Below are 20,013 nucleotides of genomic sequence, written 5' to 3'. Positions count from 1 at the left end.
GGGGCTTGCCGGGGCGGGACCGGGCGGCGATGATGGCGCATGACAGCCGTCCTTCGCCCCCTGCTTGCGCTTCTGTCGCTGGGCCTTGCGCCGGTCGCGGCGCTTGGCTGCGAGACCGCGCTTTTGCTGTCCATCGACACCTCAGGCTCCATCGACCGGGGGGAATACCGGCTTCAGGTGCAGGGGCTGGCCGATGCGCTGGCCGACCCGGACGTGGCCGAGGCGCTGGTGCGCGGGCAGGTCGCGCTGGCCGTGGTGCAATGGTCGGGCGCCGGGCAGCAGCGGGTGACGCTGGGCTGGCAGCGGATGCTCAGCCCGCGCGCGGTGGCGGCCTTTGCCCGTGCCGCCGGCGATCAGGACCGCGCCTTCGACGGTTCCGACACGGCCGTGGGTGAGGCGATCGGCTTTGCCACCGACCAGTTCGCCGCCGTCCCTGACTGCCGCCGCCGCGTGATCGACATTTCCGGCGACGGGCCGCTGAACGCAGGCCGCCCGCTTGGCCCCGAACGCGCGCGCGCGCTGGCGGCGGGCATCACCATCAACGCCATCGCGATCGAGGATGTCGGCCGGTCGATCCCGATCACCGAATTCTACCGCCGCGCCGTCATCACGCCCAAGGGCTTTGTCGTCACCGCGCGCGGCCTGATGGACTACCCCCGCGCGATCCGCGAAAAGCTGCTTCGCGAAACGGCCAGGCCGCTGGGCTAGGATCGGCGCGAAACAGGGGCGGGACATGACGGATCTTGGCGACATCACGCGCAGCTTCGGGCGGATCGGGCTTATCTCCTTCGGCGGGCCGGCCGGGCAGATCGCGCTGATGCACCGGGTGCTGGTGGACGACCGCCGCTGGCTGACCGAGGCGGAGTTCCTGCGCGCGCTCAGCCTTTGCATGCTTCTGCCGGGGCCGGAGGCGATGCAGCTTGCGACCTATGCGGGCTGGCGGCTGCGGGGCATTCCCGGCGGGCTGATCGCGGGCGGGCTGTTCGTCCTGCCCGGCGCCGCGCTGATCCTGCTGCTGGCGTTTCTTTATGTCACGCTGGGGCAGTTGCCGCTGATGGCGGGGTTGCTTCTTGGCCTGAAGGCCGCCGTCGTCGCGATCCTGTTTCAGGCGCTGATCCGGCTGGCCGCCCGCGCCCTGCCCGGCTGGCCGCAGCGGGGGATCGCGCTGGCCGCTTTCGTCGCGATCTTCTTCCTTTCCCTGCCCTTCCCGCTGATCCTTGCCGCCGCCGCGCTTGCCGGGGTCGGGCTGATCCGCAAGGATGCGGCCCCCGCCCCCGCGAGACCCGCCGCCACGCCCGGCAGCCTCGCCGCGACCTTCGCCACGGGCCTTACGCTCTGGCTCGCGCCGCTTCTGGCGCTCTGGGCCACGGGGCAAGGCTTTCTTCTGTCGATCGGGCTTTATTTCTCCCGCCTCGCGGTGGTGACCTTCGGCGGCGCCTATGCGGTGCTGGGCGACATGACGCAGACGATGGTCGTGGGCCATGGCTGGCTGACCTCGGGCCAGATGATGGACGCGCTGGGGCTGGCGGAAACGACACCCGGCCCGCTGATCCTTGTGACCGAGTTCACCGCCTTCCTCGCGGGGGCAGGCGAAGGCGGGTTGCCACTGGCCCTTGCGGCAGCGCTTCTTTGCCTCTGGGTCAGTTTCGTGCCGTGTTTCCTCTGGATCTTCGCCTTCGGCCCGTTTGTCGAAACGCTGACCGCGCGGCCAAGGCTGTCCTCGGCGCTGGCGGGGATCACGGCGGCGGTGGTCGGCGTGATCGCCAATCTCGGCCTCTGGTTCACGCTGCATTTCGCCTTCACCGCAACGCGCCGCGTGATCCGGGGGCCGTTCGACTTTCCGCTGCCCGATCCCGGCAGCCTGTCGCCCCTTGCGCTGGCGGCCACCGCTTTCGCGGCGCTTCTTCTGTTCCGCCTGCGCCTGCCGGTTGTGGCGGTGATCGCCGCAAGCGCCGCCTTCGGCCTTCTGGCGCGCGCCGTCGCGACCGGCTGAAGGGTTGCGCCAACAGCGCCCCAACGCCCCTTTCAATCCCCGGCAAATGGCTTATGCTGCACCCCCGGACAGCCCCCGAAAGTGCGACAGAATGACGAAATCCATCGACTACGGCACGCTGATGCATCAGGCCATGCGGACCCTTATCATGGAGGTCCTGCGCGGCGTCGAGAGAGAGGGGCTGCCGGGCGATCACCACTTCTTCATCACCTTCGACACCCGCCATCCCGGCGTCGAGATGGCCGACTGGCTGCAAGAACGCTATCCCGAAGAGATGACGGTGGTCATGCAGCACTGGTTCGACAACCTGTCGGTGAACGAACAGGGCTTTGCCGTGACGCTGAACTTCGGCGATCAGCCGGAACCGCTTTACATCCCCTTCGCCGCCATCGTCACCTTCGTCGATCCTTCGGTCGAATTCGGCCTGCGCTTCGAATCGCAAGGCGACGACGATGATGAGGAGGATGAGGACGAAGACGCCGCGATGGAGATCGACGCGGCCGAACCCCGTACCGAGGCCGAGGTCGTCAGCCTCGACAAGTGGCGCAAGTAAGCGCCGCGCCAGACGCACAGCCCCGTGGCCGGTCGCCGGCCCGCAAGCCCGGATGGACCGATGCCATGGCCAATGACCTCACCGTCTTCGTGAGCCAGCTTTTGCGCAACCCGCGCGAGATCTCGGCGGTGTTCCCGTCGTCGCGCGTGCTGGCGGCGGCGATGGCCGAAGAGGTCGGGCCGGAGACCGGCCGGGTAATCGAATTCGGCCCCGGCACCGGCAAGATCACCCGCGCGATCCTCGACCGGGGCGTGGCGCCGCGGGACCTGACGCTGTTCGAGATGAACCCCGAATTCAGCCGGTTGCTGAAGGACACATTCCACGGGGTCCGCGTCGTCAACGCGCCCGCGCAGGAGGCCGCGACCGAGGCGCCGGGCGTGGGCGCCGTCATCAGCGGCCTGCCGCTTTTGTCGATGCCGCCCGCGATCCAGATCGCGATCCTCAGGGCGGCCTTCGCGGTGCTGCGCCCCGGCGGCGTCTATGTCCAGTTCACCTATGGCCCGCGCCCGCCGGTCCCCGAAACGCTGGCCCGGCGCCTCAAGCTGACGGTCGGAGCCGGGCCGGTGGTCTGGCAGAACCTGCCCCCCGCGCGCGTCTACCATTACCGCCGCGACGGCGACGTTTGCGCAACCAGCCACTAAGCCGCGATTTCGCGTTTGTGACAGGGGTCGGAATCGCTTAGGGAAGGGTCGCAGACACGCTACTGACAGGCCCTTTCCATGACCGAGACCCGCACCGAGACCGACAGCTTCGGCCCGCTAGACGTACCCGCCGACAAGTACTGGGGCGCGCAGACCCAGCGGTCGATCATGAATTTCCCGATCGGCTGGGAACGCCAGCCGGTGGCGATCATCCGCGCGCTTGGCGTCATCAAGAAGGCCTGCGCGCTGGTCAACATCGCCCAGGGCGACATCGACCCGAAGCTGGGCGAGACCATTGCCGCGGCGGCGCAGGAGGTGATCGAGGGCAAGTTCGACGACAATTTCCCGCTCGTGGTCTGGCAGACCGGATCTGGCACACAGTCGAACATGAACGCGAATGAGGTGATTTCGAACCGCGCGATCGAGATGCTGGGCGGGACGATGGGGACGAAAAAGCCCGTCCACCCGAACGACCATTGCAACATGGGCCAGTCCTCGAACGACACCTTCCCGACCGCGATGCATGTCGCCATCGGGATGCAGGCGCGCGACGTGCTGCTGCCGGGGCTTGAGAAGCTGTCGAAAGCGCTCTGGGCCAAGGCGGAGGAGTTCAGGGACATCATCAAGATCGGCCGGACCCATACGCAGGACGCGACACCCCTGACCCTGGGGCAGGAGTTTTCCGGCTACGCGACCCAGGTCGACAAGGGTATCGCGCGGGTGAAGATGTGCCTGCCCGACATCTATGAACTGGCGCAAGGCGGCACCGCCGTCGGCACGGGGCTGAACACCCGCGTCGGCTGGGATGCCCGCGTCGCGGCGGAGATCGCGAAGATCACCGGCCTGCCCTTCGTCACCGCGCCGAACAAGTTCGAGGCGCTGGCGGCGCATGACGCGATGGTCATGTTCTCGGGCGCGCTGAAGACCGTGGCGGCGAGCCTTTTCAAGATCGCCAACGACCTGCGGCTTCTGGGCTCCGGCCCGCGTTCGGGGTTGGGGGAGCTGATCCTGCCGGAAAACGAACCCGGTTCCTCGATCATGCCGGGCAAGGTCAACCCGACCCAGGCCGAGGCGCTGACCATGGTCTGCGCGCATGTGATGGGCAATGACGCCGCCATCGGGTTCGCGGGCAGCCAGGGGCATTTCGAATTGAACGTCTACAACCCGATGATGAGCTATAACGTCCTGCAATCCATGCAGCTTCTGGGCGACGCGGCGGGCAGCTTCACCGACAACATGGTGGTGGGGACGAAAGCCAACACCGCGCGGATCGACAAGCTGATGAAGGAAAGCCTGATGCTGGTCACGGCGCTGGCGCCCACCATCGGTTACGACAACGCCACCAAGGTCGCCAAGACCGCGCACAAGAACGGCACCACGCTGAAGGAAGAGGCGATCGCCCTTGGCCTTGTCGATGCCGAAACCTTCGACCGGATCGTCCGGCCCGAGGACATGATCGGGCCGAAGGGCTGAGCGGCGCGATGGCCGAGATCATCAATCTCAGGCAGGTCCGCAAGACACGGTCGCGCGCCGAAAAGCGCGCGGCCGGGGAAGAAAACGCGGCGCGTCACGGGCGGTCCAAGGCGTTGAAGGCGCTGGAAGAGACGCGCAACACGCGCGAGGCGGCGCGGCTGGACGCCCATCGCCGCGATGGCGGCGCGGAGTGAGCCGCCCGGCCAAACACTCGCTGACGCTGAACGGCCACCGCACCAGCGTGTCGCTGGAAGCGCCGTTCTGGCGCGCGTTCCGGCAGATCGCCGAGGATCAGGGCCGCCCGATCAACGCCCTTGCGGCCGAGATCGACGCGGCGCGCGACCCCGACACGGGCCTTGCCACGGCGATACGCCTGTTCGTTCTGGACAGGTTGCAAGCGCGGCTTGACGCGGCCGAGGGCCGGGCGCGCGCCGATCAGTGACGGGTCAGTGACGGGACGCCGGATCGGGGTAAAGCGCCGCCCGCATCTTGTCGGCCAGCGACTTTTCCTGCTTTTCGCGATCGGTCAGCGGCGGCCGCTTGCGCGCCCAGGGATCAAGATCGCCATGAAACAGGCGCTGGATTTCCTCACGCGACAGGGATTCCGTCGCGTCCCCATCGGGGCGGTACCCTATGCCGATCGCGCGCCAGGACGGGATCGCGATGCGCAGGAAGCTGGGCGCCGAAAAGATCGACGCGCCAAGTGACGACTGGGAAACAGCCAGTGCTTTCATCGGTCAGGCACCCCCCAAGGAACCTTACGGGCCAAGAGCAGCTTCGGCCCCTTCAGACTATGGCCATATGAGCGGATAATGGCCGAAACTCGCCACGGGAAATTCGAATCGTTTTTCCCATCTTGCAAAACTGGCTTGTTTCCGATCCGCGATCAATTCCCGGTTGCAGGAGTCCCGCTATTTCTCTGCTTTTGCGGCAATGACGTCACGTCACGCTGCCAGATTTTCAGGCGGATGCCGGCCTCTGAGCGCACCGTAAGCTGCGCCACGGGCACCGGATCGGCGCCGTCCGGCACCGAGATCCGCACCGATTGCAGCAGCACGGCCAGCATCAGCGGCCCCTCGATCATCGCGAAACCGGCGCCGGGGCAGACGCGCGGACCGGCGGAGAATGGCAGGTAAGCGCCGCGCGCCGACTGCCGCCCCGCCTCGCTGCGCCAGCGGTCGGGATCGAAGACGTCGGGGTCCTGCCAAAGCCGTTCGTGGCGCTGGACATGCCAGGGCGACAGCACGATCTGCGCGCCCCTGGGGACGTCGCGGTCGCGGAAATGTTCGGCTTGCGTCGTCTCGCGCACCATCATCGGCACCGGCGGGTAAAGCCGCAGCGCCTCGCGGAAGACATCACGGGTCAGGGTCAGGGCGGAAAGCGCGGAAAGCCCCGCTTCCGGGGCAAAGCCCCTGCCCTCCTCCGCTACGCGCGCCTGAACGTCCGGGTCGCGGGCGAGAAGGTAAAGCGCCCAACCAAGCGCGGAAGCCGAAGTCTCATGCCCCGCAAGGAAGAAGATCGCCACCTGATCGACCATCTCGGCCGGCGTGAAGGGGCGGCCGGTTTCGGGGTCCGGCGTCGTCATGATCTTGGTCGCCAGATCGTCGGGCGCGGTGCCACCCTGGATCGCCGCCCGCCGGTCTTCGACCAGCCGGGCGATCAGGCCCCGGATCACGGCGGCGGATTTGCGCGCCCGGCGCGGCACGAAACGCGGCATCCAGCGCGGCAGCGGCAGCAGGGCGGCAAGGTTCAAAAGCGGCTGGGCGCGCTGGAACGCGCGGAACTCGGCAAAGACCTGATGGGCGATGTCATGCTCGATCGGGATCGAAAAGAGCGTGCGAAAGATCACGTCGGCGGCAGCGTGGGATGCGAAGGCCTCAACCTCAACCTCCTGCCCGGTGCAGGCCAGCAGCCGGTCGCGCGCGGCGAGCGAGGCCGCCAGCATCGCGGGATAGGCGTCATGCAGGCGCCCGCGCGCGAAGGCCGGGTCGATGATACGCCGCTGCGCCGCCCATTCCGCGCCGTTGGTGACAAAGACCGACCGGCCCAGAAGCGGCGCCAGCCCCTCCCGCACCCGGTCGCTTTTGGGGAAGTCGCCGGGGCGTTCCGTCAGGACCTTCGCGATCAGGTCGGGATCGTTGCAAAGGTAGGAGCGGAAGAAGGGCGTGCGGAATTCGGCCATCCAGGCGCGGTAAAGCCGCGCGGGCTGGGCCGACAGGATGTCACGCCGGAACAGCCGAAAATACTGCCAGAGCGAAACCTTGTCGGGCCGGGGCTGCGGCTTTGGCGGGATCATGCAACATCCCTGTAGGCGTTGAGCGCGCGGGTGATGATGGCGCGCGAGGGTTGGCGCCCGGCGAAGCGCCGGGGCAGCGTCATCGGCCCGGCGGTGATGCGGAAATAGTCGTAATCCCCCGGCCGGTCGAAGGCGCAAAGATATTGGAAATGCAGCCGGAAAAAGCGCCAGCGCAGCGCCTTCCACCTGTCGGCGCTCAGCGTTTGCGTGAACGCTGCCGACAGGATCAGCGGCCAGCGCTGATCCTCCGGCGCGACGCCCGTGACCTTGACCGGGTCGCAAAGCGCATAGGTGCAGCCATCCCCCGGCGCGGTCACGTCGACCCAGGTCAGGTCGCCGCGCGCCGAGAGATAGGCCAGATCGCCGCGCAAGCGCTGCGCGCGGGGCAGGAAGCTGACCATCGGCACGACATGGCCCAGCGTCAGAAGCGACAGGACCGGCCCGCCCGGCCGCGGCCCCTGCCCCGCGCGTATCAGATCCGACAGGACCGAAACGCCGATATGCGCGCCCGAGGAATGGCCAACGACCAGCACCTCATCCCAATCCTCGGCCAAAGCCCCGGCGATCCGGGCGGCGAAGTCGTCCATCCGCGTCTCAAGCACCGCCGGATAGGCGCCGTTTTCCAGCGCCGAGAAGGCGTAGTCATGCATCAGGTAATAGGCGTAAAGCCGGTTGTCCCAGCGCCGGAACTGCCAGAGAACGGCCCACAGCACCCCGATCCCCGCCGCGATGGCCAGCCCGCGAAAGGCCCAGCCCGACGGCAGGAGCATCCCCAGTGCCACCGCGACCGCCCCGCCCGCCAGCAACGCGGCACAAAGCTGCGCGAGAAGCATCGCGATCGGGTAAAGCGCCGCGATCGCCGGCCCCTTGCGCAGCCGCACCAGCCGGAAGATCGCACCCGAACCGACATAGTGCCACGCCGTCCGCGCCAGTTGCCGGTAGGTGTCGAAGATCCCCTGCCGCATCGAGCGCTGAACGATGTCGGACCAAAGCAGCACCTCGATCTCGGCCGCGGCCCGCGCGCCCTCCATCACGCCCTCCGCGCGCCAGCCAAAACCATCGCCGCCGGGCCGGGCCGTGACCGCGATCCGGTAGCCGCTGATTTCGGCCTGCGCGGCGGCCTCGCTGCGGTAAAGCTCACGGTAGCGGCGGGGCGGAAAGGGGTCGTAGCCGGGAATGTAGAAGACCCGCCGCCGCACCGTCACGCCCACCTCACCCCTCATGCCTCACCATCCAACCGCGCAACAGGGCCGCCCGCTTCCGCGTCACAGGTCCTGCCCCGCCAGCACCGCCCCCGCGGCGCGGCCCAGCTGGCGTGAGACATCCATGAAGACCGCATTGTAAGCCTCTGTAATCACGCGGTTCAGCGCCTGCGCCTCTGCCCCGCGTGTTATGTCGGTATAGCGGCGCAACTCATCATCCGACAAGGGCGCGTAGGCCATGGCCAGATAGGCGTTGACCCAGGTGTCGGTCTCGGCCCGGATCGCATCCTCCTGCGACCAGACCTCGGCCAGCATGTCGCCCTCGCCCATCTCAGGCCCGATGGCGCCCGCGTCGCGCAGCCCCTGATAGAAGGCAAGATTGGCGTTGAGGCCGCTGGTCACGTTATCCTCGACCAGGTTGTTGACGCTGACAAACTCCTCGATCAGCGCAAGGCGCGGGGCTTCTTCGGCGCGCAGGTCCTCAAGCGTCAGGCGGCTTGCATCCTCCACATCGGGGTCAAGCATCGCGCGCCGGGCCGAGATTTCCAGCGAGGTCGCCTGCACGCCAAGGTCAGAGCGAAACCGATCCAGCACCGGCGTGAAATCGGTGCCAGAGGCATCGACAGCCTTGCGCAACGCGGTTTCGAACTGCGGCAGAAGGCGGTCAGGCTGATAGATCTGGCGCACCGCTTCGGTCCAGGCCGCGCCCCCCGCCCCGTCGAGCATGTTGGCGTCCAGTTCCTCGCCATAGCTTTCGCCCTCGGCGCTCAGGACGCTGAAGACCTCGGGCAGGCGCAGGACCGACATGATCTCATCGGTCTGGCTGGCGACGACCGGCGCGGCGAAGGCCACGCTCACGGCGGCAAGGGCGGGGGCAAGAAAAGACAGGCGCATGGGCATCCCCGAATTCGGCTGCCCCAGTCCTACCCGCCCCGCCCGGCCCTGCCAAGCACCGAGCGTCGCCCCGCGCGCCCACGGCGCCCGCCCGCCGACACTGCCGACCGAAACCGCCCGCCGAAAATCGGGGTTGCGCTGCCCATCGCCTAAGGCTAAATCCCCGCCCTACGACGACCCCCGATGCGGAGAGGTGCCGGAGCGGTCGAACGGGGCGGTCTCGAAAACCGTTGTGGGTGTGAGCCCACCCAGGGTTCGAATCCCTGTCTCTCCGCCACTTGCCTTTGATTTTATTCCATTTTATGGTAATAGCCGCTCGCCACCCCACAAACAGCCCAACATAGAAAAAACGCTTGGTGCTTGAGAATCGTTGCTCATACGGGGAGCACGATTAGACCGCTCTTGCGATCAGCTTCGGTAGTTCCATCGGCATGTCCTCCATCAGCACCAAAGCGCACTCTACGGTCTCGCCGGTCATACCGATCTGTAGCTGCCCGGCAGGCACAGCCTGATCCCAAGAGAAGTTCTGAGTCAGGAAGTCCAGCACTTCACGCTTGTAGTCGGTGTCGGGGTTTTGCAGGTGGTCCCCCTTGGTTTCCAGCACCACGATCCGCCCAGCGCCCACCTTGCCGCCTGTGGCGAAGATGAAGTCAGGATAAATGCGCCCGCGCTTCCAACCTTGCAGACCCATGCCGTAGCTGGCCTTGGCCACGTTGCGGTGCCACCACTTCACCGTTCCATCCCCGTCCAGGTGCACGGCGACGTTCTGTTCCTCGCCGTTCAACTCGTTTCGGAAGACAGGGGAAAACAGGCTTCGCTCCAAAGCGCCGCCGTCTGCCCCGGTCAAGTGGGGCGAGTTCGCCAGTTCCGTGGTCAGCATGTGGTCGGGCATCTGCCAGTTGTTCCCGTCCAGCCGCAGCCGGAACTGAATGTCACCGGCCTTCACCGCCGCGCGGAAAAGGGCTTCTGTTCGAGCATCGCGTTCCTTGGTCAACGCCACCCGCAGCCGGTCGATGATGACGCCCGATGCAGCGCCTAACTTGGCCGCGTCGAAGCCTCGCACTTCCAGCCCCTTCACTAGATCGGCCACGATCCCGCGCGCCACGAAAGGATTGGGTACCAGATCGGAGATCACGCGCACCGCGTAGGTCGCGTCAAACCGCAGCGTTTCCGCCGCAGCCGCGACAACCTCGCCCCGGAAATACTCGTCCTCCCCGGCGTCGGTCAGAGCGATGCGCTGCAACTGTGCCGCCACCTGGGCCGGGTTGTCCGGTATGTCGGCCACCACGCCAGCCGGGGAAAAGTCCCGCCAGTCGATTGCCGCCAAAATGTCCGTCTCGTAATCGAGGTCGCGCACCTCGCCCGCTTCCACCTTTAGCACCTTGGGCAGGTAGATTTGCAGGCTCTTGAACGCCGCGCGCCGCTCCACCTTGCGCGCCTCACCGCCACCAGTGGTCCCGCCCTCTTGCGGCACCTCGATCACCAGATCGGCAAGGCCATCGCGTTCCAGCCCGGTCTTGATCGCCTCCACCACGTCGCGCGTCGCCGCGTGATGCGTGACCACATAGCATTCGTCCAGCGCCGCCACGCCTGTCTTCAGCGCATAGGGTTGGCGCAGGATGCGCCCCACAAGCTGCGTCATGGCGGAACGGTTGGACGCCGCCGCCAGCGAACACAGCACATAGGCGAATGGGCAATCCCAGCCCTCTTGCAGCGCCGCCTTGGTCACGATCACCCGCACCCGGTTCTGGGGCGACAACAGGTCCTGGTTCTCGGGTTGATTGAGGTCGTTCTGTTCGGCGGTCTTGATCGCCACTTCGGCGTCGTCCAGCCCCGCCGCCAGCAGCCATTCCTTCACATCGTCTGCGTGAATGTGCTGCCCGTCGCGCTGATCCTTGCCCGTCCGCTCCACCTGCACCAGCATGATGGGCCGGATATAGCCCAGCGCCCCCCTGTCTGCCCCGTAGGCGCGTGCCTCGGCGTCCAGGGTGTTCAACCTGCCCAGCGCCGCCGTCAGCGTCCCGCGCCAGTCTGTGCCCTGCCGGGGGTCGAGGTTCAGCGGCATCTTGATCATGTCTTCGGCGTGCAACTCGCGCCCCGTCACCTCCACCAACAGGTTGGCAGCGCGGCCGGGGTTGGCCCCCCTCGCGGCCACATCCTTGGGCGTGGCGGTCAGTTCCAGAACGAAGATCGGATTGAAACCGTAAAGCGTGTCATGCGCCAACTCGGACGTGGCCTTCTGCCCCTCGTCCATCACCACAACCGGCCTGATCTTGCGCAGCGCGTTGCCAAGCGAGTCCTTCACCATCGGGAACAAGTCGGCATATCCGTCGAGGTTCGGCACCGCCGCGAATTCCCGCGCGTGCGCCGCCTGATCGCCTTCGGGGGCAAAGAACCCGTGCACGTCGCCCCGGTCCTTGAACATGCGCAGCGCGTCCTGCGTCTGCCGGTTCGCGGATTGCAGCATCAGAATCATCACGCAAAGGTTCGCGTCCACATCCCGAGCGTCCAGCCGGTCGGATTTCTCCATCACCTTCACGCGCCCCGCCGCCGCCCGGTCGAGCGCCTGCCGATAAGGGTGCTGGCGGTTCTTCAGCGCCTTCAGCGTCTGGGAATAGATCGCCTCGTTCGGCACGATCCACAGGACAAAGCCGGTGTTCTTGGCCAGATACCGCCCCATGATCCGGCTGACCCCGTTGACCGCCAGCCATGTCTTGCCGCCGCCCGTGGGCACCTTCAGCGTGACGTTGGGCACCGCGCGGCCCACGCCATCCTTGCGCGGGGAAAAGGGCACGGTCGCGCGCGACGAGGGCAAGCGCCCAGCGCCTTTCAGGTTCGCCCAAGCGGTTTCGGAGAAGTCCATCGCCGGGATGGGCAGGTTAGGGTTCGAGGCGCGCAGCGCGTCGATCTGATCGGCCTCGGCCTTGCGCGCCTTCAACTCGTCCAGATATGCATCCAGCGTGTCCAGCACTCGCGCCTGATAATCGAGCGTGCGCATCAGGTCCGTTCCACCCGGTAAAGCGCGAAGGGAAGCGGCACGAATTCCACCGGCAACCCTTCGGCGTCCAGCATCCGCTGGCTGACATAGCGGGCGGGGGCAAAGACAAGGTGGCGCGCGTCGGGCTGCGCCTCGGCCAGCTTGCGCGCAAAGCTGAGGGTCAGCGCCGCGTCGGGCGATTTCAGCCAGTCGAGGTCGGGGCGGTAGATCAGCCAGACATGGGTGCCGTTCGCCTCGCCCACATAAGCCTTGCTCTCGTCCAGCTTGGCGGGGTTCAACGGTTGCGATGTCGCCATGTGGAAGAGCACGCCAGCCAGCGCGTCAAAGGCGGGCAGGTCTTCGCCGGTCAGGATGTGGTCCAGCTCCACAGGCTGGCCCAGCGTGCAATAGGTGAAATCGCCGCCAAGTCCAGATTTAAGCGGTTCGTTTTTTGCCCCCGGAACACCTACTTGGACCCGCGCCACTCGCTCGCGCGTCAGTTCGTCCGCGTAGCTCTCACCCTCAACAAGAATGAAGCGTCGCTGACCTTCGTCCTTGGCATTGAGGTTCATGACCGCGTGTGCCGTAGTTCCTGACCCGGCGAAACTGTCGAGAACGAGTGAGTCTCGGCGTGTCGCGTAAGAAAGGATCTTTTCGACCAATTGCGTCGGCTTCGGCGTATCAAATGCCTTCTTCCTGTCAGGAAAAAGATCACGCAATTCGTATGCGGCTGTTCGCCCGTCAAGTTCGATTACACTTGGAAGTTTATCCAAGAAGTCTTTGGCGTAGACCTTCAGTTCAATAATCTTGTCATGGTCATCACCGAATAAAATTTTGTCCTGTTCGAGAAGGCCCCGCATCGTTTCTTCAGGGAAGCGGTATCCCATCAACGGTTGTTTGCAGGGCTTGCCGGTTTCCGGGTGTATCACATCGTATCGATAGCCTTCCCGACCTGGGTTGTGGACGCTCTGACTTCCTGTGTAGATACCGTCCTTGTCGATGTACTTGTATCGGTCGAGCGGCCATAGTTCGCTTTTGTGCTCTCGAAACCACTGAGTGTAAGCGGATTGCATCGCGTGTGGATCGGGAAAATCCCGCGCAAACTCTTGGCCAACGCGCACAAGAAGGTCTTTTACATCCGAAAATTGAGACTTCCAAATTTTCTCAACTGAATTCTTGTTCTTGGAGAAACAAAGAATGTATTCGTGTTCCACGGCAATCCGCGTCGGGTTGTTGTCCGTGACATTCTTCCAAATAATTGTTCCAATCCAATGGGATGGATCGCCTGAAATCTCGTCAAGCATCAGACGAAGATTATACAACTCGTTGTCATCGATGCAGATAAAAATGATTCCATCTTCTGACAACAAGTCAAAAAGCAACCGCAGCCGGGGCCACATCATCGCGCACCATTTGTCGTGGCGCAGCCCGTCCTCGATCCCGATGGGGTTGGCGTCCAGCCATTCCCGGATCATCGGCGCGTTCACGTTGTCGTTGTAGGCCCAGCCCTCGTTCCCGGTATTGTAGGGCGGGTCGATGAAGATGCAGTCCACGCGGCCCGCATACATCGGCAACAGTGCCTTCAGCGCGTGCAGGTTGTCGCCCTGCACGATCAGGTTGCCGTCCAGCCGCGCTGGGCCAATGCCTTTGTCTGCGTGCACCTCCAAAGGCCGGAACGGCACCGCAAGGTGGTGGTTCCAGACGAATTCCTTGCCCTTGAACACCAGTTCAGTCACGGTCACCCTCCAGTTTTGCCGCGATAAGACAGTCTGCGGGCCGGAAGGGCAAGCAGGCATTACGGCATGGTAGGCGTCAGGCCATGCCCCGGATCAGTTCGCCCTGCCGGGTGGTCGAAACCGGGCAATAGGCGCTGAGCGTGGTGGCAATGTTCTCGTGGCCAAGGTTCATCGACCAAGCCTTGAACGCCTCGGGCGTGCGGCAATGTTCGTTCGCCAGAATGCCCAGCGTCTTGCGGAAACTATGGGGGCCGAAGGGCGGCAGGCCCGCAGAAGTGAAGGCGTCTTTGATTACCGCACGGATGCGTCCCGCGTTGCCGTAAGTGTCGCGCGATAGCCCGAGACAGGCAAACCCGCCGTCCTTCAGGCCCATCAGGGGCTTGGGGAAAAGGGCGTCCGCCGCGCCGAAAAGCTGATCGGTGCGCAGATACTCCACCCAGTCGTGGAAGCATTGCAAGTAGACGGCATCGACGGGGAAGAACCAGGTGGTGAAGGTCTTGGCAAATTTCGTCTTCACATCGCGGGCGTCTTGATAGACGCAGCCCTGAAAAAGGTCGATGTGCCGCAGTCTCAAGGACGCTATCGCCCCGTCCCGTGCCCCGGTCAGCATCAGGAAGGCAAAGAGCGCCCGGTCGCGACGTTCCAGCGGCGTGGCTTCGGGCATCAGGCTGAAGGCGTGGCGGCATTGTTCCATGCTTGGGAACGGCATATCGCGCTGAGCATGAGCAATGCGCACGTCCTTCGCATTAAGGTTGAAATACTCGGCGTCGGCATAGGCGATGCGCGAGCGATAGCCGGGCTGCCCCGCCAGCCAGAGGACAAACGCCTTCACCGCGCGCAGCGTACCGTCAATCGTGGCCTTCGACAGTGGCGCGCCCGTCCGCTCGTTTTTCGCCGCCGCGAGTTGAGCCTTGAACTTCACCGCCTGTTCAATGTGGAACCGCTTAAACGGCCTGAATCCGGTGCCGCTCTCGAACCGCAGAATCGCCTCTGCGACCTTGTCCACCGTCGCCGGATCGCTGCGCTTAGCTTCCCGCAGAAATAGCAGGTAGCGCCTCTTTATCCGCTCGTTTTCTTCGTTGTGTTTCCGCACCATCAGGATGCCCTTTCGAAGTGATGATTTCAGAGGGGGTTGCAGGTATCCCTTAGGGTTCGCTTCCGTCCTTCAAGGCGAGGTCGAAGATTCCCGCCAATTGGTCGATTTTCGTGCGGCTCACCATCCGGTTGCAGGTGCCTCCGCAGTGGGCGCACAGGCCCACTAGGCGGGCGGTTCTGGCCGTTTGCGGGATGCAATCGACCATACGCCCCATCGGTTCCCGCCCGACTTTGCAGCTGAAGCAATAGAGCTGCCCCGGTTGCAGCGCGACCTTCGCTCCCGTGGCCCGTGCAGTGAGGAATTGGCGCAACGCATCGCCAAGTATCAGAAATGGCCGCCGCGCCTTCATCAGGGGCAGGCCGTCCCTGACCCAAGCGCGGATCGTCCCTGTAGATACGCCCAGCGCCTGCGCGGCTTCCTCTATCGTGTAAGTCCGTGCGGCGCGGATTCGACGGGCGCTGGGCCGTTTAGCCATGGCCAAGCCCCGCTAAAAAAGGGCAGCAATGGGGCACGATCACTCGCCCTTGCCTTGGGACTTGAGGGCTTCCCAAGCTTCGATCTCAGAGAGTTTCCAGCGCGTACAGCCCGGCGAGAGTTTTACCGGGCGCGGAAATGACGGATCTTCACGCACCCAGCGACGCGGGGTCAGATGATGAACACCAAAGCGTTCGCCAATTTGGCGATCAGTCAGGTAGGTTTCGGATAAATGCAGGGCCATCGAGTGAACTCCATCGGGTTACGATTGAGTGCATTTTGGACCTCTGCCGTAGAGCAAGAAAACTCAACCAGGTTGGAAAAACTCCCGCCCGAGTAGTTCATCTGACCACTGTCAGTTCACAGACGATAACCGCATACAGGAAGAAATTAGAAAGAAAGCTATTATATAACAATGCCTTAAACCTCCCCGCAGATTCTTTGAATCTACCCCCTAGAACGGAATTTCTGAATCATCAGGGGGCATCGACGGAGCGATCAGCGCGTGAAAGTTACTAATCGGCTTGCGTTCGACCTGCTGAATCTCGTCTTTTGGCGCGCTAGTCTTTGGCGCTCCGCCGCGTGTCTCCCAGTTGGCAACTTCAGAAAGGGACTCCACCACAGTTGAACGCGGGCGACCGTCATCGTCAATCAGACCGAAAGCTGCGGCATTGGCGTTCAACCATCTTTCCAGCGTTTGTTTTACTGTCCGGTTAGGGGCTGCCTCCTGAATTGCCTCCCAAGCCGAGACGGCAGCCGCAAGTTTAGCAGAATACCGTTTATGCTCTTTGTCCATGAACTCTTGCGGCTTCACCTCAGGAAAAAAGAAAGGGGGTAGAAAGTTCCTACTCGCCATCCACTCCCTAAGGTCTTCAACCATTACCGTGGTCTGGCTCCAAGCAGGCTCCTTGATGATATAGATTTTGCTATATTGCTCCCAAAATCTATTTCCAGCATTTGTCTTAATGCTCATACCCTCAGTTCTAAAAAGTGCGGTGTATGGAACTTCAGTTTCGTCGTCTCTTGGCGCCTCCGGAACCGCGTCACTGCCATACCAAACATACGATGCATTCCTGGCGAGGTGCGTTATATTGGCCCGAATCCGGTCTTCAAGAATAGCGTTTCGGATCGCCGAGAAGACCGCGATGAACGAACCCGACTGAGTGTAGTTTTTGACTCCATTGGAGGCTCCTCGGCGATGAAAGTGCCCGTGGTGCGGCGCATCTGGGTCGGTCGATTCCGTTGAACCGGGATCAATCCCTGCGGCCAGCATCGCCGCGTTTGTTACCGATAGACTTTCGCTCAGACGCCAGTGATCAGCATTGTGTTCATAGAGTCGCCAAAAGTCATCGTCTTCAAACTCCATTATCCAATCCTCACAACCTGACCGCCCCAAACCTTGCCATCCATAAAATTGGACCAATCCGCCATCATCCGCCGCCGTTTTTCAATCATATCGCCGCGCCGATAGCTTGCCTCCACCGCATTGCTGATTTTATGAGCCAGCGCGACCTCTGCCATGTCGCCGGGATAGGCAGTCCGCTCGGCTACCCAATCGCGGAAGGTCGAGCGCAGACCGTGCGGCACGGCAGGGCGCTTGGATGTGCGGTCAATGAACCCGGAGCGGCCTTGCGCAGCCTCGGCCTCGTGCATCCGCTTCATGGCGGCGGAAAGCGTCATGTCGGAAAGCATCCCGCCACGTGCAGCCGGAAACACCAGCGGGTTGCCCTCCAGCCGGGGAAGCGCCTGCAACAGCGCCATAGCCCTGTTGGACAGCGGCACGCGATGTTCCTTGCCCATCTTCATGCGCGCGCCTGGAATGACCCATAGCGCATTGTCCAAGTCGATTTCTTCCCAGAGTGCGCCCCGAACCTCTTGCGACCGGGTGGCGGTCAGGGCCAGAAGCTCCAGCGCCCGCGCGCCGGACCCTTCCCGCGACTGCAAGGCTGCAAACCACCGGGGCGCATCATCCAAGGCCAAGGCGGGGTGATTGTCTCCGGAGGCGACTTTTGACGGCGCGGGCAGAAGCTCTTTCAAGTTCCCCGCCCAGCGCGCCGGGTTGTCGCCGTGCCGATGCCCCGCGACCGTGGCCCAGCTCAGAACCGCCTCGATGCGCCCGCGCAACCGATTGGCCGTTTCTGTCCGGTCGGCCCAGAGGGGTTGCAGAACCCGCAAGACGTCCTGCGTCGTGATATCCTGCACCAGCATCTTGCCCAATTCGGGGGTGGCATAGGCGGCAAGGGTGTTTTCCCATTGCTGGCGGTGCTTAGCGTTCTTGAAGGCATCAAGCTTGGCCGCAAGGCATTTCTCCACCGCCTTGGCGAAGGTTAGGCCCCGACGCTGTGCGGCCACCAGTGCTGCCTTGGCGGCCTTGCGTTCCTCTACGGGGTCGACGCCGCTTTCAATCTTGGCGCGGGCTTCACGGGCCTTGTCGCGGGCCTGAGATAACGTCACCCCCGGAAAGCCCCCCAGCCCGATATCGCGGCGCAGTGTGCCGACCTTAGCACGCAAGACCCATGACCGCCCGCCGTTGGGCGTGATCTGCATGTGTAGCCCCGGAACGCCCCCGACCGAGAACAGCACATTCCGCTTGCCGCCCGGATGCGCCAGGCGCTTCACGTCGAGCGCGCTAAGTTCTTCGGCGATCTTGGGCATGACGACGATCCAACATACTACCCCACATCAAAAGAGTATCTGGGCGCATCGGATTGTACAAGGTTGCATGTGTATGATGTGGGGTAGGCGCCTTATTTCCAAGGCGACATGATATCGCATGCATATGATTGTAAACGGAAAAGCGTCTATCATGGCGGGCTGTCTCTCCGCCACTTGCCCCTGCGAAAGCGTTCTCCCCATCCGGCTGCGGCCGGATTTTTCCGTTGTTTTCGAGGGTTATGCGGGAGGGACTGAGCACCGGCGGCGGCGCCAGGCGGCCCAGAAGTGGTCTCTGAGGGCCGATATTCTCCGGACCTGAGGACTGCGCGGATTTGGTGAAGTCTTGCCAAGCATCTGAAACCAAATAAACTTATTGCTTGCTCCGCTGAACACTTCGATTTCAGGGACGCGCTTCGAGAAGGGACTGAAATCGAACAATGTCCATGTCGGTAAAGCGGTGGGGTTACGGTTCAGCCGCCGCGTTCTAGTGGGTAGCGACGATCCCGCTTTGCAGTATATCGCTTTCACCGATCTCCATGCTGACCGAACCCAAGAACAGCCAGGCCGCGAGACGATCAGTCGTGGCGCTAACCTGACCCGTTTTCCGCAGGGCGCACTCCCATACCGTCGCCACGCGCCACCCGTCTTCGAGGAGTTTTTTGCGAACGGCGCTGTCTCGAGCGACGTTCGCATCGAACTTCGCCCGCCAGAACTCCGGCCGGGTTGCCGGGACGGTCGTGTAGCGGCACCCTTCGTGTCGATGCCAGAAGCAGCCATGTACGAAGACAACAGCGCAGTGCTTCGGAAGAACAAGGTCCGGTCGACCGTGAACCTTGCTGGAATGAAGCCGGAAGCGGAAACCGCGCGCGTGCAATGCCCGCCTGAGAGCCAGCTCGGGCTTGGTGTTCTTTCCCCTTATTCCCGACATCATCCGGGAACGGGTCTGTTGGTCCACGATATCGGTCACATCCGCCCTGGTTTTCGTCCTTGAACCTAGTATACACCGGCTGAATGAAATTCGTCAGGAGCCTGATTTGCCTTCCACTTTCGGCATTGTCGATCTGTTTGCCGGCCCGGGCGGACTTGGCGAGGGGTTCGCTTCCCTCGTCGAGGACGGTCGTGCGCCGTTCCGGATCGGCATTTCGGTCGAGAAGGAGGCGTCGGCCCATCGGACCCTGACGTTGCGCGCGTTCCTCCGCGACTACGTTGCGCGTCATTGCGTCTTGCCGAAAGAGTTCGTCGATTTCCATGCCGGGCTGGTATCCGAACCGGACTGGTCAGCCGTCGACGCCGAAGCGTGGCAGCATGCCATCGACGAAGCTCGCGCGCTGGAGCTCGGCACCGAGGCTGCGGCAACCGCCATTGATGGCGCCATCGCGACGCTGAAACAAAAGTACGACGACACGATACTGATCGGCGGTCCGCCTTGTCAGGCCTATTCCCTCGTGGGGCGCGTCCGCTCCAGAGGCAAGGTCGGCTATGTCCCGGAGGAGGATGCGCGGCACTACCTCTTTCGCGAATACATCCGGGTCCTTGACAAGCTTCGCCCGGCCGCCTTCGTCATGGAAAACGTCAAGGGCATGCTTTCGTCCACAGTCGAGAGCCGACTGGTCTTCGAGATGCTGATGGAGGATCTGTCCTCGCTCGGCACGGGTCACGCCCATCACTACGAACTTCGTGCCGTCCGGGTAGCGTTCTGTCGGACTCGCCTTTGGTTAGGCTGGGCACTAATACGTCCCAAGTTTGCAACTCGTCTGCACTTCGCGCATTTATGTATTTTCTGACCGGGTCCGGGTCAGTCGTTACGCTCTGCTCGGCGTTTCGCCACACGGCAAGAAATTCGTCTATGAACTGGACCGGTACGCCGCGATACAACGCTCCCCAAGACGAGCGCTCCTCCTCCAAGCCCGCGCCCTTGAGCTTTAAAAACAAAGACTTGGCCGCATCAATATTTGCAGAAAGATCGCCTGATCTAATGCTTACTCTCGATGTCTCGACAAATTTGTTGGAGAGTCCGATCAGC

The 20,013-nt window shown here is 63.6% G+C and carries 20 protein-coding genes and 1 tRNA gene; 9 read left to right on the top strand and 12 right to left on the bottom strand.

Annotated elements, in window-relative coordinates; all coding sequences use genetic code 11:
* Positions 1 to 39: 39 nt before the first annotated feature.
* The 7 genes from LX70_RS08380 (at position 40) to LX70_RS08350 (ending at position 5,102) form a co-directional block, all read left to right on the top strand.
* Positions 40 to 708: a DUF1194 domain-containing protein gene (locus LX70_RS08380; protein WP_105514081.1), complete on the top strand. Its 669-nt coding sequence runs from the start codon at positions 40 to 42 to the stop codon at positions 706 to 708.
* A gap of 25 nt (positions 709 to 733) precedes the next feature.
* A complete protein-coding gene (gene chrA, locus LX70_RS08375; protein WP_105514080.1) occupies positions 734 to 1,993 on the top strand; it encodes a chromate efflux transporter in 1,260 nt (419 codons plus the stop codon).
* 91 nt (positions 1,994 to 2,084) lie between these two features.
* Positions 2,085 to 2,546: an SspB family protein gene (locus LX70_RS08370; RefSeq protein WP_105514079.1), complete on the top strand. Its 462-nt coding sequence runs from the start codon at positions 2,085 to 2,087 to the stop codon at positions 2,544 to 2,546.
* A 65-nt stretch (positions 2,547 to 2,611) separates the two neighbouring features.
* On the top strand, positions 2,612 to 3,187 hold the full coding sequence (locus tag LX70_RS08365; protein WP_105514078.1) for a class I SAM-dependent methyltransferase: 576 nt from the start codon (positions 2,612 to 2,614) through the stop codon (positions 3,185 to 3,187).
* A gap of 78 nt (positions 3,188 to 3,265) precedes the next feature.
* A complete protein-coding gene (gene fumC, locus LX70_RS08360) occupies positions 3,266 to 4,660 on the top strand; it encodes a class II fumarate hydratase (protein ID WP_105514077.1) in 1,395 nt (464 codons plus the stop codon).
* 8 nt (positions 4,661 to 4,668) lie between these two features.
* On the top strand, positions 4,669 to 4,854 hold the full coding sequence (locus tag LX70_RS08355) for a DUF4169 family protein (protein WP_105514076.1): 186 nt from the start codon (positions 4,669 to 4,671) through the stop codon (positions 4,852 to 4,854).
* Complete coding sequence (locus LX70_RS08350) at positions 4,851 to 5,102, top strand: ribbon-helix-helix domain-containing protein (RefSeq protein ID WP_105514075.1); 252 nt, start codon at positions 4,851 to 4,853, stop codon at positions 5,100 to 5,102. The genes LX70_RS08355 and LX70_RS08350 overlap by 4 nt, the downstream gene beginning before the upstream one ends.
* A 4-nt stretch (positions 5,103 to 5,106) precedes the next feature.
* Here the strand turns inward: LX70_RS08350 and LX70_RS08345 are convergent, their stop codons facing one another.
* The 4 genes from LX70_RS08345 to LX70_RS08330 all read right to left on the bottom strand — a co-directional run bounded on the left by LX70_RS08345 (position 5,107) and on the right by LX70_RS08330 (position 9,052).
* Positions 5,107 to 5,394 (bottom strand): hypothetical protein, encoded by a 288-nt coding sequence (locus LX70_RS08345; protein ID WP_105514074.1) that lies wholly within the window; start codon positions 5,392 to 5,394, stop codon positions 5,107 to 5,109.
* Between the two features lie 152 nt (positions 5,395 to 5,546).
* Positions 5,547 to 6,956 carry a cytochrome P450 gene (locus tag LX70_RS08340; protein ID WP_105514073.1) on the bottom strand — a complete coding sequence of 470 codons (1,410 nt, stop codon included), beginning with the start codon at positions 6,954 to 6,956 and terminating at the stop codon, positions 5,547 to 5,549.
* A complete protein-coding gene (locus tag LX70_RS08335) occupies positions 6,953 to 8,179 on the bottom strand; it encodes a hypothetical protein (RefSeq protein WP_105514072.1) in 1,227 nt (408 codons plus the stop codon). The genes LX70_RS08340 and LX70_RS08335 overlap by 4 nt, the downstream gene beginning before the upstream one ends.
* Positions 8,180 to 8,221: 42 nt before the next feature.
* Entirely contained in the window at positions 8,222 to 9,052 is an 831-nt protein-coding gene (locus LX70_RS08330) for a hypothetical protein (RefSeq protein WP_146111570.1), read from the bottom strand.
* 187 nt (positions 9,053 to 9,239) lie between these two features.
* Between LX70_RS08330 and LX70_RS08325 the strand changes: the two genes are divergently transcribed.
* A tRNA-Ser gene (locus LX70_RS08325) sits at positions 9,240 to 9,329 on the top strand.
* A gap of 114 nt (positions 9,330 to 9,443) precedes the next feature.
* Here LX70_RS08325 and LX70_RS08320 read toward each other — a convergent pair.
* The 8 genes from LX70_RS08320 to LX70_RS08285 all read right to left on the bottom strand — a co-directional run bounded on the left by LX70_RS08320 (position 9,444) and on the right by LX70_RS08285 (position 18,957).
* Entirely contained in the window at positions 9,444 to 12,050 is a 2,607-nt protein-coding gene (locus LX70_RS08320) for a DEAD/DEAH box helicase (RefSeq protein ID WP_105514070.1), read from the bottom strand.
* Positions 12,050 to 13,765: a site-specific DNA-methyltransferase gene (locus LX70_RS08315; protein WP_105514187.1), complete on the bottom strand. Its 1,716-nt coding sequence runs from the start codon at positions 13,763 to 13,765 to the stop codon at positions 12,050 to 12,052. Before LX70_RS08315 ends, LX70_RS08320 begins: the two co-directional genes overlap by 1 nt.
* A gap of 76 nt (positions 13,766 to 13,841) precedes the next feature.
* On the bottom strand, positions 13,842 to 14,861 hold the full coding sequence (locus LX70_RS08310) for a site-specific integrase (protein ID WP_105514069.1): 1,020 nt from the start codon (positions 14,859 to 14,861) through the stop codon (positions 13,842 to 13,844).
* A 49-nt stretch (positions 14,862 to 14,910) separates the two neighbouring features.
* Complete coding sequence (locus LX70_RS08305) at positions 14,911 to 15,336, bottom strand: helix-turn-helix domain-containing protein (protein WP_105514068.1); 426 nt, start codon at positions 15,334 to 15,336, stop codon at positions 14,911 to 14,913.
* 39 nt (positions 15,337 to 15,375) lie between these two features.
* Positions 15,376 to 15,579, bottom strand: coding sequence for a helix-turn-helix transcriptional regulator (locus LX70_RS08300; RefSeq protein ID WP_105514067.1), 204 nt, complete (start codon positions 15,577 to 15,579; stop codon positions 15,376 to 15,378).
* Between the two features lie 210 nt (positions 15,580 to 15,789).
* Positions 15,790 to 16,701, bottom strand: coding sequence for a hypothetical protein (locus LX70_RS20850; protein WP_146111569.1), 912 nt, complete (start codon positions 16,699 to 16,701; stop codon positions 15,790 to 15,792).
* Positions 16,701 to 17,990, bottom strand: a complete 1,290-nt coding sequence (locus tag LX70_RS08290; RefSeq protein ID WP_105514065.1) for a tyrosine-type recombinase/integrase — start codon at positions 17,988 to 17,990, stop codon at positions 16,701 to 16,703. The genes LX70_RS20850 and LX70_RS08290 overlap by 1 nt, the downstream gene beginning before the upstream one ends.
* 484 nt (positions 17,991 to 18,474) lie before the next feature.
* Positions 18,475 to 18,957: a very short patch repair endonuclease gene (locus tag LX70_RS08285; RefSeq protein WP_105514064.1), complete on the bottom strand. Its 483-nt coding sequence runs from the start codon at positions 18,955 to 18,957 to the stop codon at positions 18,475 to 18,477.
* Between the two features lie 67 nt (positions 18,958 to 19,024).
* Between LX70_RS08285 and LX70_RS08280 the strand changes: the two genes are divergently transcribed.
* Positions 19,025 to 19,774, top strand: coding sequence for a DNA cytosine methyltransferase (locus tag LX70_RS08280; protein WP_245884995.1), 750 nt, complete (start codon positions 19,025 to 19,027; stop codon positions 19,772 to 19,774).
* The last annotated feature ends 239 nt before the right edge of the window (positions 19,775 to 20,013 follow it).

Origin of the sequence: Albidovulum denitrificans (genome assembly GCF_002973535.1) — a bacterium.
In the GTDB taxonomy this organism is placed as follows: domain Bacteria; phylum Pseudomonadota; class Alphaproteobacteria; order Rhodobacterales; family Rhodobacteraceae; genus Albidovulum; species Albidovulum denitrificans.
Note: the sequence above shows the minus strand (reverse complement) of the source record. Positions and strands in the feature narration are given on the sequence as shown.

What these genes read in the sequence shown, in the direction of transcription:
- LX70_RS08380 (WP_105514081.1), top strand. Translation starts at nt 40, where the DNA reads ATGACAGCCGTCCTTCGCCCCCTGCTTGCGCTTCTGTCGCTGGGCCTT.
- chrA (WP_105514080.1), top strand. Translation starts at nt 734, where the DNA reads ATGACGGATCTTGGCGACATCACGCGCAGCTTCGGGCGGATCGGGCTT.
- LX70_RS08370 (WP_105514079.1), top strand. Translation starts at nt 2,085, where the DNA reads ATGACGAAATCCATCGACTACGGCACGCTGATGCATCAGGCCATGCGG.
- LX70_RS08365 (WP_105514078.1), top strand. Translation starts at nt 2,612, where the DNA reads ATGGCCAATGACCTCACCGTCTTCGTGAGCCAGCTTTTGCGCAACCCG.
- fumC (WP_105514077.1), top strand. Translation starts at nt 3,266, where the DNA reads ATGACCGAGACCCGCACCGAGACCGACAGCTTCGGCCCGCTAGACGTA.
- LX70_RS08355 (WP_105514076.1), top strand. Translation starts at nt 4,669, where the DNA reads ATGGCCGAGATCATCAATCTCAGGCAGGTCCGCAAGACACGGTCGCGC.
- LX70_RS08345 (WP_105514074.1), bottom strand. Translation starts at nt 5,394, where the DNA reads ATGAAAGCACTGGCTGTTTCCCAGTCGTCACTTGGCGCGTCGATCTTT.
- LX70_RS08340 (WP_105514073.1), bottom strand. Translation starts at nt 6,956, where the DNA reads ATGATCCCGCCAAAGCCGCAGCCCCGGCCCGACAAGGTTTCGCTCTGG.
- LX70_RS08335 (WP_105514072.1), bottom strand. Translation starts at nt 8,179, where the DNA reads ATGAGGGGTGAGGTGGGCGTGACGGTGCGGCGGCGGGTCTTCTACATT.
- LX70_RS08330 (WP_146111570.1), bottom strand. Translation starts at nt 9,052, where the DNA reads ATGCGCCTGTCTTTTCTTGCCCCCGCCCTTGCCGCCGTGAGCGTGGCC.
- LX70_RS08320 (WP_105514070.1), bottom strand. Translation starts at nt 12,050, where the DNA reads ATGCGCACGCTCGATTATCAGGCGCGAGTGCTGGACACGCTGGATGCA.
- LX70_RS08310 (WP_105514069.1), bottom strand. Translation starts at nt 14,861, where the DNA reads ATGGTGCGGAAACACAACGAAGAAAACGAGCGGATAAAGAGGCGCTAC.
- LX70_RS08305 (WP_105514068.1), bottom strand. Translation starts at nt 15,336, where the DNA reads ATGGCTAAACGGCCCAGCGCCCGTCGAATCCGCGCCGCACGGACTTAC.
- LX70_RS08300 (WP_105514067.1), bottom strand. Translation starts at nt 15,579, where the DNA reads ATGGCCCTGCATTTATCCGAAACCTACCTGACTGATCGCCAAATTGGC.
- LX70_RS20850 (WP_146111569.1), bottom strand. Translation starts at nt 16,701, where the DNA reads ATGGAGTTTGAAGACGATGACTTTTGGCGACTCTATGAACACAATGCT.
- LX70_RS08290 (WP_105514065.1), bottom strand. Translation starts at nt 17,990, where the DNA reads ATGCCCAAGATCGCCGAAGAACTTAGCGCGCTCGACGTGAAGCGCCTG.